Consider the following 12,956-nt stretch of genomic DNA (forward strand, 5'->3'; position numbering starts at 1 on the left):
GCTCACCAGTCGTGAGCGCTGCCGCGTTCCTCTTCGTGGACCATCCCGTCGCCGCGGACGTCGCGGGTGCCCATGGCCTTGCCGCCCATGTGCGCGGAGGCCGAGCCCTGCCCGGATGTGTCCGCCACGCCGCGGACGGTGGAACGGGTGCCCGCCGCACCGCCCCGCACGGTCGGGGAGCCGACGATCCGGCGGCCGGGGGCGAGGATGTCGTCGAGGTCGTGCGGGTCGTCGATGCCGGGCGCCGAGGTGATGTCCACGGCCGGCCCCGCGGTCGGGGTGCCCAGCGGCGCCGTGGCGGCGTTCGGGCGCAGCGTGCCCAGGTTCTCGGGGCGGGCGTTGCTGAACTCTCCGGCGCTCGTGCCCCAGCCGGCACCCGGCCGGGCCCGGCCGCCCCGCGCGCGGGCCGCGACCGACGCCGGCGAGGCGAAGGCGCTGCCCGCCATGTTCTTGGAGCTGGCGCCGCCCAGGTGCCCGGCGTCGCCCAGCTTGCCGGCCTCGATCAGACCCTTGAACGCGTTGAGGTCGGCCTTCAGCCGCCGGTTGAGCGTCTCCTGCCCGTGCCGGTCGCTGGGCAGCAGGACGGCGACGTCGGCCTCGAGCTGGGCGACGATCTGCGTGCGCGTCTCGCCCATCGGCCGCAGGGTGATGGTCTCGGCGAGCCGTGGGCCGTCGACGGACGCCCACGACACCCGCTCGTCGAGGGAGCACTCGGTGATCTGCGCGTCGAACTCGCGGCGCTGCCCGTCGACGTCCATGACCCAGTGCGTCTGGTCGTTGCCGATCGGGGTGACCCGTTCGACGCCGGTCATGAAGCGCGGGTAGTTCTCGAACGTCGCGAGCTGCTCGTACACGGTGTGCAGCGGTGCGCTGATCTCGACGGCCTGCTGAACCATACTCATCGCATCTCTCCCATGCTGAAGTGCTGGCATTACAGAGAGTACGTATGAGATTACATATGGCGTTCGGTTTCCGATCAGACCCGGCGCAGGTACTGCCAGTTGCCGACCTCGGCGGCGTACCGTGCGTCACTCGCGGGCACAAGCGTCACATCCGCCTCACGCAGCATGGCCACCACGCGCGGCGACGGGCTGCGCCAGGCCTCGCTGATCTCGACCACCGTGCCGCTCGACCGGCAGGCCGAGGCGAGCGCGGCGAGCAGCTCGGGGGTGACGGCGGCGTCGTCGATGCCGACCTGGGCGAGCAGGTTCAACGGGCGGGCGAGCTGCGACGGCGCGTAGCGCGAGGCGCGCTCGACACCCTTGATCGTGGCGGTCACGACGGTCTCGGCCACCTGGTCGGCGGTGAGCAGGCCGGCGGCGAGCATCGAGCGGACCTCGCGGGCACCGACCGGCCCGTCCGGCAGCGGCAGCCGGGAGACGGCCACGGAGACGGCCTCCAGCTGCCCGAAGTCGGCCGGCAGGGCGAGCCATCCGTCGGGCTGGACGACCTCGACCTCGGCGGCGACGCGCAGGGTGAGCTCCGTACGCTGCCGCGCCCGGCGCACCGCATCGGCGTACGCCGGCAGCCACGCCGTGTCGGGCCCCGCCTGGTCGGCGAAGGTCAGCCCGGTGAGCCCGGCGCGGTCGGCCGCCGACACGACGACGCCCACGCTGTCCCGGCCCGCGGCGAACCCGGTGTGCACGTGCGCGTCGGCACGCAGATCGAGTGCGGCGGCGGCGATGGTGACGCCGTCCATGACCGATTCGCGCTCTGCACCCACGATGTCTCCCCGCGACTGGCGTACGGACGAGCTCCTCTCGTCCTGGGAAGTACTTTCCGGCCCCGGTGTTGTGGACCGGGGCCGTGCCAGGTGCATTCCGGGTGCGTGGCCGGCGGCGGGCGATCTGCGGCGAACGGGGCTCGTCGCCGCCGTCCGCCGGTCACCATGTTGCCGTGCGGCGGCGGTGCAGAGCGCCCCCGCAACCGTTCCGCACCCCCGGTGCACCGCTGGTGGCAGCTCCCGCTCGGCAGCCTGTGCCGGTAAGCGCGTCCGCCTCCCGAGAGGAAGTCAATGAAGCGCCGACATCAGCGCACCGCCCTGGCCCTGCTCGCCGCGGGCACGCTCGGGGGCACCGCGCTCGCCGGCAGCCCGGCCGCCGCGTCACCCGTGCGGTTCCCTGCCGACGCGGCCGAGGCGGTCACCCTGAAGGCCGCCGCCGTCAGCCCGGTCACCGCCCGGGCCGCCGGGACGACCGCGTCGCGGATCGCCACCACGGGCAAGGTGGTCACTGGCGGCATGGCGCTCAACACGCGCAGCGGCCCGTCCGCCGCGAGCCTCCGGATTGGCACCATCGCGAACGGCACGACGGTCTCGATCGTCTGCAAGGCCGCCGGCCAGTTCATCAGCGGCACGGTGAAGAACACCGGCTTCTGGGACCGCCTGAGCGACAACAGCTTCATCTCCGACGCGTACGTCCAGCGCGGCGACGCCGAGATCCCCAAGTGCACGTCGACCACCCCGCTGCCCGCCGTGGCGGGCGCGTGGATGCTGCCCGTGGCCGCCGGCCTGGTGAGCGACTTCCGCACCCAGCAGCGCCCGGCGCACGACGGCGTCGACCTCGGCGCGACGCGCAACACCCCGATCCGCGCGGCCAGTTCCGGCACGGTCATCCGGGTGGTCTGCAACGTCTCCCAGGGCAGCTGCGACGTGGACGGCAACCCGAGCCTGAAGGGTTGCGGCTGGTACGTCGAGGTGCTGCACGCGGGCACCATCGTCACCCGCTACTGCCACATGGTCCGGCGCCCGTCGGTGGCCCTCGGGCAGACCGTCGCCCGCGGCACGATCCTGGGCTACGTCGGCACCTCGGGCTCGTCCTCCGGCCCGCACCTGCACTTCGAGGTGCACGCCGGAGTGCCGGCGACCCGCGAGAACGCGCTCAGCCCGATCGCCTTCATGCAGGCCCGGGGCCTGACCATCAGCTAGCCGCCGGACGGTGGCCGAACGCCGCAGGGCCGGTCCTCGAGGGAGGATCGGCCCTGGCGGTCATGGAGAAGAACTCTGCGGGTCATTCGTCCGGCGGGTTCGCCGGGGCGGGACGGTCGAACATCTCGGTCAGGGCACGGACCGCGGCATCGGTCGGCGAGGCCGCCTCCCGGTTCGCGTTCCGGAGCTCCTGATAGACCTCCTCGCGGTGCACCTGCACGTCGCGCGGCGCTTGGATGCCGATCCGGATGACGTCGCCGCGTGCCTCCAGCACCGTGACGACGACGTCGTCGCCGATCATCACGCTCTCGCCGGCCTTCCTGGTCAGCACGAGCATCGTGGTCGCCCCTCACTCCATCCGTGGACAGGACACCGGCGCCCGCCGGTCAGTAGTCGCGGCGCATGACCGCCCGCACGGGCAGGTTCTGGCCGGTGAGAACGACCTGCATGGCGCGGTGCGAGTCACGGTCGATGATGATCGGGGCGAGCAGGTTCGCCGTCGTCTCCTCGGTGCCGGCCGTGATGACGACCATCGCCAGCAGCCGGTCGGGGTCCTTGGTGTTCAGCGCGGCGAGTACGTCGTTCTCGATCTCCGGCGCGTAGTCCGGGAAGAACGGCTCCGGAGGGGCGACGAGGAAACGGAGCTCCGGGTTCTGCAGCGACGTGAACGCGTAGAGCAGTCCTTCCTCGTGCAGCCGCACCAGCACGAACTGCCGGTGGGCCGGGAAACCGGGCATGGGGACAGCCATGTCGATGATCGGCATGTCCAGCTCGGTGTCGGTCATGGTTGCCCCAATCGGTCGGGACGCGGTGCGAGTACTCATGGTCACCTCAGGAAGTCGATGAGCGAGGGCTGAATCACCTTTGCCGAGGCGGCCAGTGCCGCCTGGTACGAGGTCTGCTGAAGCTGCATTTCCATGATGGTCTTCGGCAGATCGATGTCCTCGATGTCGGACAACTGCGTCGACACGGACAACAACCGGTCCTGTGCGGACTCTTTCATCTGGTTGATTCGATTGTATCGAGATCCGACCTCGGAGATGGCGGAATTGAGCTTCTTCCCCGCCGTATCGAGGTCGCCCAGGCTGGCCGACAAGGCGGCGTTGTCGCCGGACTTGAGCGCGGACGAAATGTCATCCAGCACTTTGAAGAGTCCGGTGGTGTTGTCCCCGAAAGCCTCCGGGCCGGTCATGTCGACCCGGATCTTCACGTTCGATCCGACGGTTCGCGAGATGCTCGTCCTCGTCGGATCCAGCGGGTCGTACGGATTTCCGGTGAAGTTGCCGGTGGTCCGGTCGTAGGCTTCCGGGTCCGTGGTGTTGCCGCCGAAGACGGGGCGGTCCAGGTACCTGGCGTTCGCATGGGTGATCAGCGCGTCGCGGATCTGATCGATCTCTTTGGACAGTGCCTCGCTGGCCAGGGCGCCGTTGGTCGTGGTGTTGAGGCCCTGCACGGTGAGGTCCCGGGCCCGGTTGACCAGACCGGAGGCGCTGTTCAGCGTGTCCTCCACCGTGCCCAGCCAGCCCAGGCCGTCCTCGGCGTTGCGCAGGTACTGCTCGCTTGTGCGTACCTCGGAGCGCAGCTGCAGGGCGGACACCGTGCCGGCCGGGGAATCCGACGGCCGGTTGAGCTGCTTGCCGCTCGACAACTGGTCCTGGATCTGCCCGCCCTTGGCGAGGTTGCGCTGCAGGTTGGCCAGCACTCGGGTGTGGATGCTGCCTTCGGTGACTCTGCCGCCGCCGATCATGACTTACTCCTTACCTTCCGACCAGGCCGGTGCGGTTGATGAGCTGGTCGAGCATCGAATCGATCGTGGTCAGGACCCGGGATGCGGCCTCGTACCCGCGCTGGTACGTGAGCAGGTTGGTCATCTCTTCGTCGAGGTTGACCCCGGCCTCGCCCTCGCGTGCCGCGTCGACCTGTTCCGTCACGACGGACTGGATCTCGGCGCGCCGGGCGGTACCCTGCGCGGCGACACCGAGGCGCCCGATCATCCCCTCGTACTCTCGGTCCGGGCCGCCGGGCGAGTCACCGATGTCGGCGATCGCGTCGGCGATCGAGTTGTCGAAGGTGCCGGCGGTCGCGGCGATCGCCACCTGGTCCGGGTCGGTGACCAGAACCTCGATGGAACCGTCCAGGCGACGCCCGAAGAAGTCGAGGCCGGTGCTTCCGTCGGTGCTGTAACCCGTGCGGTGCAGGGCGTTCACCTTGTTGATCATGTTGTTGCCGATCGATTCGAGCTCGCCCGCCAGGCCCGGGATGATCCTGGTCATGGTGTCGACCATGCCGCCCATCGTGCCGCCGGCCTCGGCCGTCTGCGGTGGGTTCCCGCTGTTCTTCCAGATCAGGCTCACCGGGTCGGCGGCCTGGTCCGCGAGCCGGTCGGCGCCGGCGAAGTCGATCTCGCGGACCGTGGTCCCCGTGACCAGTCCCGAGCCGCCGATGAAGACGTCCATGCTGCCGTTGTCCCGCCTCCCGATGGTCGCGCCGGTGAGCTCGGCGAGCTTCATGGCCAGCAGGTCGCGCTGATCCTCGAGCTCGTTCACCGTGATCCCGGAGGCGTTCGCCTTGACGATGCTGTCGTTGAGCTGGGCGATCGAGCGGGCGGTGCCGTTGACCTCCTCGACATAGGCGGACATCTGGACTTCGTTCTGCTTCCACTGCCGGGCGAGTGACTCGTGGGCGGCGTTCAACTGGTCGGCAACCGTGGCGCTCTGCTGGATCACGGCGGACCGGGGGGCGGCCAGCTGCGGATTGTTGGCCACGTCGTTCCAGCTGCCCCACATGTCGCGCAGCTGCGCCGCCAGCGCGGTGTCGCCCGGCTCGGCGAACGCGTCCTCGATCGCGGCGTACGCCGTCTTCTGGCTCGCCAGCAGCGCGTTCGCGGCGTGCTCGGTCCGGCCCCGGTTCTCCAGGAACTCGTCGCGCATACGCTGGACGTCGGACACGGCGACGCCGGTGCCGAGGCCGTCGGTTCGCGCGTACATGGTCGCGGTCGTCCCGCCCACCTGTGACTGCATGTGGACGCGCTGCCGGCTGTATCCCTCGGTGTTGGCGTTCGCGATGTTCTGCCCGGTCACGTCCAGTCCGCGCCGTTGCGCGTAGAGCGAGCTCAGTGCGGTGTTGATGCCACCGAAGCTGCTTGCCATCAGATCGCCTCATCCACCAGGCTGGGGCGGCGCGCGCCGCCGGTGACGGTTTTGCCTTGCCGGCCATACGTTTCCACGGTTCCGGCGAACGCGAGCATCGTTTCGCGAGCCGCCCGCTGGCCGGCCGTGAGCAGTTCCCGGTTGCTCTCCGCCATGGCGCTGATCTCCGACGTCAGGGTCAGGAACGCCCGGCGGTGCTGGTGCAAAAGGTCGGACCACGGGGCCGGGGCCGCGTCCGCCAGTTCGCCGAGCGACGCCTCCGGGTGCAGTCCCAGCTCGGTCGCGACGCCCTGGGCGTAGGCCGCCCGCGCCACCTCGGTCTGCCGGATCTGGTCCAGCACCACCTCCACCTCGCGGGTGGCGTGGGCGAGCCAGCGGGACCGGTTCGAGGCGAGCAGCAACTGCTCCTCCTCGAGCTTGAAGAGGAGAAGCTCCAACAGCTCGCGTGCGCGCCACAGGACACTGGACAGATCGGTCAGGCTCACCGGGTCCTCCGTCTTCCGCGGGAGGCTTGCTTTCCTCCGCTCACCGGACAAGTCGGCACTCCTCCTGCGTCTCTGAGGACTTGAGCACGCTTCGGTTGCGAACCGGTGCCGCAGGGTTTCCGGACTTCCGGCACCGCTCTCCTCAAGGCTGTCCTGAAGAAATCTCAAATACTCCTCAAGACCGGTGGGCCCCCGCCGAACAGTCATGGCGTAAGCACAACGGCTCACGGATGGGCCGGTCAGGGACCCCACTCAAGGAGGAACTTCAAATGGGTCTTCGCATCAACCAGAACATCGCTGCCCAGAACGCCTACCGCAGCCTCTCGACCTCCGACAGCCAGATGTCGAAGTCGCTGGAGAAGCTGTCGTCGGGTTTCCGGATCAACCGGGCCGCCGACGACGCCGCGGGTCTGGCGATCAGCGAGGGCCTGCGCAGCCAGGTCGGTGGCCTCAAGGTCGCCACGCGCAACGCCCAGGACGGCGTCAGCGTCGTCCAGACCGCTGAGGGTGCGCTCAACGAGGTGCACTCGATCCTGCAGCGCGGTCGTGACCTGCAGGTGCAGGCGGCCAACGGCAGCAACAACGATGACTCGCTCGCCGCGATCAACTCCGAGCTGACCGCGCTCGGCGAGGAGATCCGGGCCATCGGCAAGCGCACCGAGTTCAACGGTGTGAAGCTGCTCGAGACCACCCCCGGTTCGGGTACCGGTGCCACGCTCAGCTTCCAGGTGGGCGCGAACGCCGGTGACCAGCTGACCGTGGACCTGTCGAACCTGGACCTCGAGGGTGCGGCGGACTCGCTCGACGCCGCCGCGACCGCCAACCTCACGGCCGCCGGTGCCGCTCGGGTGACGGCGCAGGACACCGCCCTCGACGGCCTCACCACGCAGATCACCGCCATCTCGACCGAGCGGGCCAACCTGGGTGCTTCCCAGAACCGGCTCGAGCACACCATCAACAACCTCAACACCACGGTCGAGAACCTGTCGGCGTCCGAGAGCCGGATCCGCGACACCGACATGGCGCAGGAGATGATGAGCTTCACCCGCTCGCAGATCCTGTCCCAGGCGGGCACCGCCATGCTGGCGCAGGCGAACCAGTCGCAGCAGGGCGTCCTGTCCCTCCTGCGCTGATAGCTGCATCACGCTCAGCAAACTGAACAGACAACCGAATAGACGGGCGGCCGGCGATTCTCGCCGACCGCCCGTCGGGTATCAGGATCGACGAAGAAAAGGAGCGCCACGATGGCTAGTGTCGACGGACTTGTCACCGGCATGAGCACCTCGGCCACGGTTGCCCAGCTCATGCAGGTCGAGGCACTCCCGCAGACCGCCCTCAAGAACAAGGTCACCGCCCAGAACAAGGCGCTGACCGCGCTCCAGAACCTGAACGGCAAGATGTCGGCCCTGGTCACCGCGGCCAAGGCGCTCAGCGACCCGGGCAGCTGGACCGGGGTGAAGGCGACGTCGAGCTCGGATGCCGCCGTCGTCACCGCCCTGCCCGGCGCGTCCGCCGGCTCGTTCAGCTTCAAGGTCGAGGCGCTGGCGGCGACGCACACGGCGACCTTCACCGGGGGTACCGTCTCCTCGGCGAGTGACGGCACGCTGGCGCCCGTCATGGCCGGAAGCACCTTCGACATCAGGCTGGCGGACGGTTCCACGAAGACGCTCACCCCGGCGAGCAAGTCGCTGAACTCGGTGGTCGCCGCGATCAACGGCGAGGCCAACTCCGCGTTCAAGGCCGCGGCGGTGCAGGTCGCGCCGGGCCAGTACACGCTGCAGCTCACCGCGAAGACCTCGGGTGCGACCGCCGCGTTCTCCAACGACATCGACCCGGCCCTCGACCCCGCCGCCGCCCGGCCGCTCAGCGCCGCCGTGACCGGCCTGAACCTGGGCGCCCCGACGCTCACCAGCCAGGGCGCCGACGCCAAGCTCAAGATGGGCACGACGGTCGACGCCGTGACCATCACCTCCGCGACGAACACCTTCGCCGAGGTGCAGCCGGGCGTGACCGTCACCGCCACGAAGGTGCAGGCCGCCTCCGACGCCCCCGTCAACATCAGCCTCGCCAGCGACCCCGAGGCTCTCGCCACCAAGGTGCAGACCCTGGTCGAGGCCGCCAACGCGGCGCTCAGCGAGATCGCGACCCAGACCAAGGGCAAGACCAGCACCACCGCGGCCGGGGCGCTGGCCGGCGACAGCGCCATGCGCGCACTGAGCCAGGAGATCCTGAGCACCGTAGCCACCGGTGCCGGGACGCTGGGCAGCTTCAAGTCGGTCGGCATCGAGGTGGACCGCGGCGGCAAGCTGAAGTTCAACAAGGAGGACTTCACCAAGGCGTACGCCGCCGACCCCGCCAAGACGCAGGCGTACTTCGACTCCTACACCGAGGTGCCGCACGCGAAGGCCAATGCCACCAAGTTCGACCCGGGCTGGGACCAGGCGCAGGGCATCGCCAACAAGCTGCTGACCGTGGGCATGAAGGCGGGCGACGGCATCAAGCTGCCCACCGACCCGGCGGACAAGGTCGTGGAAGGCACGATCGAAGGCCTCATCAAGCGCCGTAACGCGTCCATCAGGTCCCTCAACGACCAGGTCAGCGCCTGGGACGTCCGGCTGGACCTGCGCAAGTCGGCACTGGAGCGGCAGTTCGCCAACCTCGAGACCGCAATGGGCAAGATGCAGCAACAATCCTCCTGGCTGGCGGGTCAGCTCGCCAGCCTCGGCTGACCGGAGCGCACTTCATGACCAATCCTTCACCGGCCATGCGCGAGCGCTATCTCGCCGACTCCATCGCCACCGCCTCGCCGTCCAAGCTGCTGCTGATGCTCTTCGACCGGCTGATCCTGGACCTCAGCCGCGGCGAGCAGGCGTTGCTCGACGGCAACCGGCCCGAGGCCAACAGCCACCTGAAGCACGCCCAGGACATCGTCACCGAGTTGCACGTGTCGCTGAACCTGGACGCGTGGGAGGGTGCCAAGGGCCTGGCCTCGCTCTACGCCTTCGTCGAGACCGAGCTGATCAGCGCGAACATCCAGGGCGAAGGGGCCAAGGTGACCGCGATCCGCGAGCTCATGGAGCCGCTGCGCGACACCTGGCGCGAGGCGGCGCTGGCCGCGGCAGCCGCCGAGGGGTGACCGGTGATGGCCGACGACTGGCGGCAGGCCTGGATCAGCGCCCTCGACGAGCTCGAGGCGGACGTCGAGGCCGTCGAGCGGATGATCGCGGACGAACACCGCAGCCAGGAACTGCCGTTGGCCAAGCCGTGGGAGCCGCCTGCCGGTCTAGGCCCCCTTCCGCTCGATCTACGGCCACGGGCCGACTACATCCTGACCCGGCAGCTGGAGGCCGCGAAGGCGGCGGCCATGGCGATCACCGCCAACCGCCGGCAGAACGCTTTCGCCTCACGGGTCGAGGTCGGCACCGCCGGCAAGCAGGTGCCCACCTATATCGACTGTGCCATGTGACGCAGCAGCACCATCGGCACCATCGTCACCGGAGCCCGGTGTCCCGGTCAGGGACGCCGGGTTTTTCCGTGCAACCGGTCAGCAACCGTTCGGCGCTCAGCGGATCCGGGTCCGGGCCGAAGCGAAAGGTACGAGCAAAGGACTGCTTGTAAAGGAAGCCAAGGACCGGCGCCCTCGCACCACTCGGAAGGAACGCTCGCCGTGTTCGATGACGTCGCATCGTCCTCGCTCCGCGTCGCAGTCGCCGGCCTGTCCGCCCGGCAGAACGCCATCGCCAACAACATCGCCAATATCGAGACCCCCGGCTACAAGGCTCGTAAGGTCAAGTTCGAGGAGGCGCTCAGCAGCGCGGTCGCGCACGGCCAGTCGCCCTCGACGGTCACGCCGAGCGTGCACGACTCGCTCGAGCCGACGCGCCTCAACGGCAGCAACGTCAACCTGGACCAGGAGACGCTCTCGCACATCGACACCACGATGCGCTACCAGCTCACCATCCGCGCTCTCGACGGCAAGTACAGCCTGATCCGCGACGCCATCAAGGGGGCCTGACCTAGATGAGCACCTTCAACGCGATCGGTGTGGCCGCAACCGGCGTGACCGTGTACCGCAAGTGGCTCGACGCCGTGTCGGACAACATCGCCAACATCGACAACGTCAGCCGGACGTCCGAGAACGCCTTCCAGGCCCGCTACGTCGTGGCCCAGGAGGCGCAGGACGGCAACGGCGCCCAGGTCGGCGGCATCGCCCTGGGCAGCGCCGAGGGCCGGCTCTCCTACGAGCCCGACAACCCGCTGGCGGACACCGAGGGCTACGTGCGCCGCCCGGACATCGACCTCGGCAGCCAGATGGCTCAGATGATCATGGCGCAGCGCTCGTACCAGGCGAACCTGTCGGTCGTCGACCGGGCACGGGAGTCGTACCAGGCCGCGATCAACCTCGGGAAGGCCTGATCATGACCTCCCCCATCGGTGCGCTCGGCGCCGTCGGCGGCGTGACCGGCGTCGGCGGGGTCGGCGGCGTGAGCGGGGTGTCCGGTGTCGGCGGGCTCGCCGGCACCGAGCAGGTCAGCGGACCGAACTCCGACTTCGCCAGCATGTTGTCGAAGGGTCTGGAGAGCGTGCAGGCGGCCCAGACCAAGGCGGGCGACCTGGCCGTGCAGGTGGCCAACGGCACGCTCCAGGACCCGGCGCAGTACACCATGGCTTCCACCGAGGCCGCCCTCGGCCTCCAGCTGACCATGGCGATCCGGAACAAGGCCGTCGAGGCCTTCCAGGAAATCATGAGAATGCAGGCGTAACATGACGGACCGTCTCCCCGCGCCCGTACGCAAGGTCGGCGACACCTTCAAGTCCTTCACCCCGGGGCAGAAGGCCGTGACGATCGCGACGGTGCTCGCCCTCGCCATCGGCGGCTACTTCTTCGCCACCTGGGCCTCGAAGCCGTCGTACTCCGCACTGTTCAGCAACCTGTCGAGCAAGGACGCCAGCGCGATCGTCGAGTCGCTGCAGAAGTCCAGCACGCCGTACGAACTGGCCAACGGCGGCACCACCATCATGGTGCCGCAGGACCAGGTGTACGACCTGCGCCTGCAGCTCTCCGGCGAGGGCCTGCCCGGAGAGTCGGAGACGGGCTACGCGCTGCTCGACCAGCAGGGCATCACCACCAGCGACTTCATGCAGCACACCAACTACCAGCGGGCCCTGCAGGGCGAGCTGGCCAACACCATCAAGGCGATCGACGGCGTCGAGGCGGCGACCGTCAATCTGGTGATTCCGCAGAAGGACGTCTTCGCCGACGACCAGAACAAGACCACCGCCTCGGTGCTCGTGCAGTCGTCGCCCAACAAGCCGCTGTCCAACCAGACCGTGCAGGCGATCGTGCACCTCGTCGCCTCGAGCGTGGAGGGCCTCGACCCGACCAACGTCACCGTGGCCGGCGCGGACGGCAAGATCCTCTCGACCGGCGGCGGTCAGGCCGTGGCCACCGGCGGGGACAGCGGCGCCGACTCGCAGACCGTCGCCTTCCAGAACCGCCTGAACCAGTCGTTGCAGAACATGCTCGACGCCGTGGTCGGACCGGGCCACGCCGTGGTCACCACCACCGCCGAGCTGGACTTCGACCAGACCCAGACCACCACGGAGACGTACACCTCGGATCCGAACGTGGCCGCGCTGTCGGAGAGCATCAGCCGCGAGGCGTACAACGGCAACGGCACCGGCACCGGCGGCGTGCTCGGCCCGGACAACATCCAGGGGCCCGCCGCGGCCGGCGGCGCCGGCCAGTACGAGAACACCAACCAGGTCCGCAACAACGCCGTCAACAAGACCACCGAGGCCCGCAACAGCGCCCCGGGCGGCATCAAGCGGCTCAACGTCGCCGTGCTGCTGGACGCCACCACCGCGGGCGCGGTGAACCAGGCGGACGTGCAGCAGCTGGTCAGCGCCGCGGCCGGCATCGACCCCACCCGGGGCGACACGATCGCGGTCAGCGCGATGGCGTTCGACACCAGCGCCGCGACGGCCGCCAAGGACGCCCTGGCCGCCTCGGCCGCCGCCGAGCAGAGCGCCAAGCAGAGCTCGCTGATCAAGACGGCGGCGATGGCGCTGGTCGTACTCTTCCTGATCTTCCTCGCCTGGCGCTGGAGCCGGAAGCAGAAGAAGCGCAAGGCGCTGACCCCGGCCGAGCTCAAGCACCTCGAGGACATGCAGGCCGCCCTGGAGGCCCAGCGCCTCGCCGAGCTGAACGCGGCGATCCCGTCGCCGGCGATCGAGGCCGCGAACATCAACCACGAGGAGCTCGAGGGCCGCCAGCGCGAGATCGAGCAGATGGTGCAGGAACAGCCGGAGGAGATGGCCGCGCTGCTGCGCGGATGGCTGGGCGCCGGTCGCTGACTGACCGGACGGGATCCACCCCCTGGTTCAAGGAGGAAC

Annotated in this window: 16 protein-coding genes; 9 read left to right on the forward strand and 7 right to left on the reverse strand. The window is 69.3% G+C overall.

Annotated elements, in window-relative coordinates; translation table 11 throughout:
- Positions 1-2 precede the first annotated feature (2 nt).
- Complete coding sequence (locus IEY99_RS03715) at positions 3-902, reverse strand: SRPBCC family protein (RefSeq protein ID WP_229798070.1); 900 nt, start codon at positions 900-902, stop codon at positions 3-5.
- Positions 903-976: 74 nt separating this feature from the next.
- Entirely contained in the window at positions 977-1,723 is a 747-nt protein-coding gene (locus tag IEY99_RS03720; protein WP_189199276.1) for a hydrolase, read from the reverse strand.
- A gap of 291 nt (positions 1,724-2,014) precedes the next feature.
- Between IEY99_RS03720 and IEY99_RS03725 the strand changes: the two genes are divergently transcribed.
- A complete protein-coding gene (locus IEY99_RS03725) occupies positions 2,015-2,926 on the forward strand; it encodes a M23 family metallopeptidase (protein WP_189199278.1) in 912 nt (303 codons plus the stop codon).
- A gap of 82 nt (positions 2,927-3,008) precedes the next feature.
- Here the strand turns inward: IEY99_RS03725 and csrA are convergent, their stop codons facing one another.
- Genes csrA through flgN form a run of 5 tightly spaced genes read right to left on the reverse strand, consistent with a single transcriptional unit; the run spans position 3,009 to position 6,560 of the window.
- Positions 3,009-3,263, reverse strand: a complete 255-nt coding sequence (csrA, locus tag IEY99_RS34840; protein ID WP_189199280.1) for a carbon storage regulator CsrA — start codon at positions 3,261-3,263, stop codon at positions 3,009-3,011.
- A gap of 49 nt (positions 3,264-3,312) precedes the next feature.
- A complete protein-coding gene (gene fliW, locus IEY99_RS03735; RefSeq protein ID WP_189199282.1) occupies positions 3,313-3,711 on the reverse strand; it encodes a flagellar assembly protein FliW in 399 nt (132 codons plus the stop codon).
- Positions 3,712-3,752: 41 nt separating this feature from the next.
- On the reverse strand, positions 3,753-4,673 hold the full coding sequence (locus tag IEY99_RS03740; protein WP_189199284.1) for a flagellin N-terminal helical domain-containing protein: 921 nt from the start codon (positions 4,671-4,673) through the stop codon (positions 3,753-3,755).
- A 10-nt stretch (positions 4,674-4,683) separates the two neighbouring features.
- Positions 4,684-6,075, reverse strand: a complete 1,392-nt coding sequence (gene flgK, locus IEY99_RS03745; protein ID WP_189199286.1) for a flagellar hook-associated protein FlgK — start codon at positions 6,073-6,075, stop codon at positions 4,684-4,686.
- Positions 6,075-6,560 carry a flagellar export chaperone FlgN gene (flgN, locus tag IEY99_RS03750; RefSeq protein ID WP_189199288.1) on the reverse strand — a complete coding sequence of 162 codons (486 nt, stop codon included), beginning with the start codon at positions 6,558-6,560 and terminating at the stop codon, positions 6,075-6,077. Before flgN ends, flgK begins: the two co-directional genes overlap by 1 nt.
- A 269-nt stretch (positions 6,561-6,829) precedes the next feature.
- On the opposite strand from flgN, the gene IEY99_RS03755 reads away from it, so the two are divergent.
- From IEY99_RS03755 to fliF, 8 genes are all read left to right on the forward strand, one after another.
- Positions 6,830-7,693, forward strand: a complete 864-nt coding sequence (locus IEY99_RS03755; protein WP_189199290.1) for a flagellin N-terminal helical domain-containing protein — start codon at positions 6,830-6,832, stop codon at positions 7,691-7,693.
- Between the two features lie 111 nt (positions 7,694-7,804).
- The gene (gene fliD / locus IEY99_RS03760) at positions 7,805-9,289 is read left to right on the forward strand and encodes a flagellar filament capping protein FliD (RefSeq protein ID WP_189199292.1); all 1,485 of its coding nucleotides are present in this window, start codon (positions 7,805-7,807) and stop codon (positions 9,287-9,289) included.
- A gap of 14 nt (positions 9,290-9,303) precedes the next feature.
- The gene (fliS, locus tag IEY99_RS03765) at positions 9,304-9,696 is read left to right on the forward strand and encodes a flagellar export chaperone FliS (protein ID WP_189199295.1); all 393 of its coding nucleotides are present in this window, start codon (positions 9,304-9,306) and stop codon (positions 9,694-9,696) included.
- A gap of 6 nt (positions 9,697-9,702) precedes the next feature.
- On the forward strand, positions 9,703-10,026 hold the full coding sequence (locus tag IEY99_RS03770) for a hypothetical protein (protein WP_189199297.1): 324 nt from the start codon (positions 9,703-9,705) through the stop codon (positions 10,024-10,026).
- Positions 10,027-10,227: 201 nt separating this feature from the next.
- Positions 10,228-10,575, forward strand: a complete 348-nt coding sequence (locus tag IEY99_RS03775) for a flagellar basal body rod protein FlgB (protein WP_189199299.1) — start codon at positions 10,228-10,230, stop codon at positions 10,573-10,575.
- 5 nt (positions 10,576-10,580) lie between these two features.
- The gene (locus IEY99_RS03780) at positions 10,581-10,976 is read left to right on the forward strand and encodes a flagellar basal body rod protein FlgC (RefSeq protein ID WP_189199301.1); all 396 of its coding nucleotides are present in this window, start codon (positions 10,581-10,583) and stop codon (positions 10,974-10,976) included.
- A gap of 2 nt (positions 10,977-10,978) precedes the next feature.
- On the forward strand, positions 10,979-11,323 hold the full coding sequence (fliE, locus tag IEY99_RS03785) for a flagellar hook-basal body complex protein FliE (protein WP_189199303.1): 345 nt from the start codon (positions 10,979-10,981) through the stop codon (positions 11,321-11,323).
- A gap of 1 nt (position 11,324) precedes the next feature.
- Positions 11,325-12,917, forward strand: a complete 1,593-nt coding sequence (gene fliF / locus IEY99_RS03790; protein ID WP_189199304.1) for a flagellar basal-body MS-ring/collar protein FliF — start codon at positions 11,325-11,327, stop codon at positions 12,915-12,917.
- Positions 12,918-12,956 lie beyond the last annotated feature (39 nt).

The sequence above is a fragment of the Couchioplanes azureus genome (assembly GCF_014648355.1).
Taxonomy (GTDB): Bacteria; Actinomycetota; Actinomycetes; order Mycobacteriales; family Micromonosporaceae; genus Actinoplanes; species Actinoplanes azureus.

Excerpts from the sequence above, each read along its gene's own strand:
- csrA (WP_189199280.1), bottom strand. The coding sequence starts at position 3,263 with ATGCTCGTGCTGACCAGGAAGGCCGGCGAGAGCGTGATGATCGGCGAC.
- fliE (WP_189199303.1), top strand. The coding sequence starts at position 10,979 with ATGACCTCCCCCATCGGTGCGCTCGGCGCCGTCGGCGGCGTGACCGGC.
- IEY99_RS03725 (WP_189199278.1), top strand. The coding sequence starts at position 2,015 with ATGAAGCGCCGACATCAGCGCACCGCCCTGGCCCTGCTCGCCGCGGGC.
- fliF (WP_189199304.1), top strand. The coding sequence starts at position 11,325 with ATGACGGACCGTCTCCCCGCGCCCGTACGCAAGGTCGGCGACACCTTC.
- IEY99_RS03740 (WP_189199284.1), bottom strand. The coding sequence starts at position 4,673 with ATGATCGGCGGCGGCAGAGTCACCGAAGGCAGCATCCACACCCGAGTG.
- fliW (WP_189199282.1), bottom strand. The coding sequence starts at position 3,711 with ATGACCGACACCGAGCTGGACATGCCGATCATCGACATGGCTGTCCCC.
- fliS (WP_189199295.1), top strand. The coding sequence starts at position 9,304 with ATGACCAATCCTTCACCGGCCATGCGCGAGCGCTATCTCGCCGACTCC.
- IEY99_RS03755 (WP_189199290.1), top strand. The coding sequence starts at position 6,830 with ATGGGTCTTCGCATCAACCAGAACATCGCTGCCCAGAACGCCTACCGC.
- IEY99_RS03770 (WP_189199297.1), top strand. The coding sequence starts at position 9,703 with ATGGCCGACGACTGGCGGCAGGCCTGGATCAGCGCCCTCGACGAGCTC.
- IEY99_RS03715 (WP_229798070.1), bottom strand. The coding sequence starts at position 902 with ATGAGTATGGTTCAGCAGGCCGTCGAGATCAGCGCACCGCTGCACACC.
- flgK (WP_189199286.1), bottom strand. The coding sequence starts at position 6,075 with ATGGCAAGCAGCTTCGGTGGCATCAACACCGCACTGAGCTCGCTCTAC.
- fliD (WP_189199292.1), top strand. The coding sequence starts at position 7,805 with ATGGCTAGTGTCGACGGACTTGTCACCGGCATGAGCACCTCGGCCACG.
- IEY99_RS03780 (WP_189199301.1), top strand. The coding sequence starts at position 10,581 with ATGAGCACCTTCAACGCGATCGGTGTGGCCGCAACCGGCGTGACCGTG.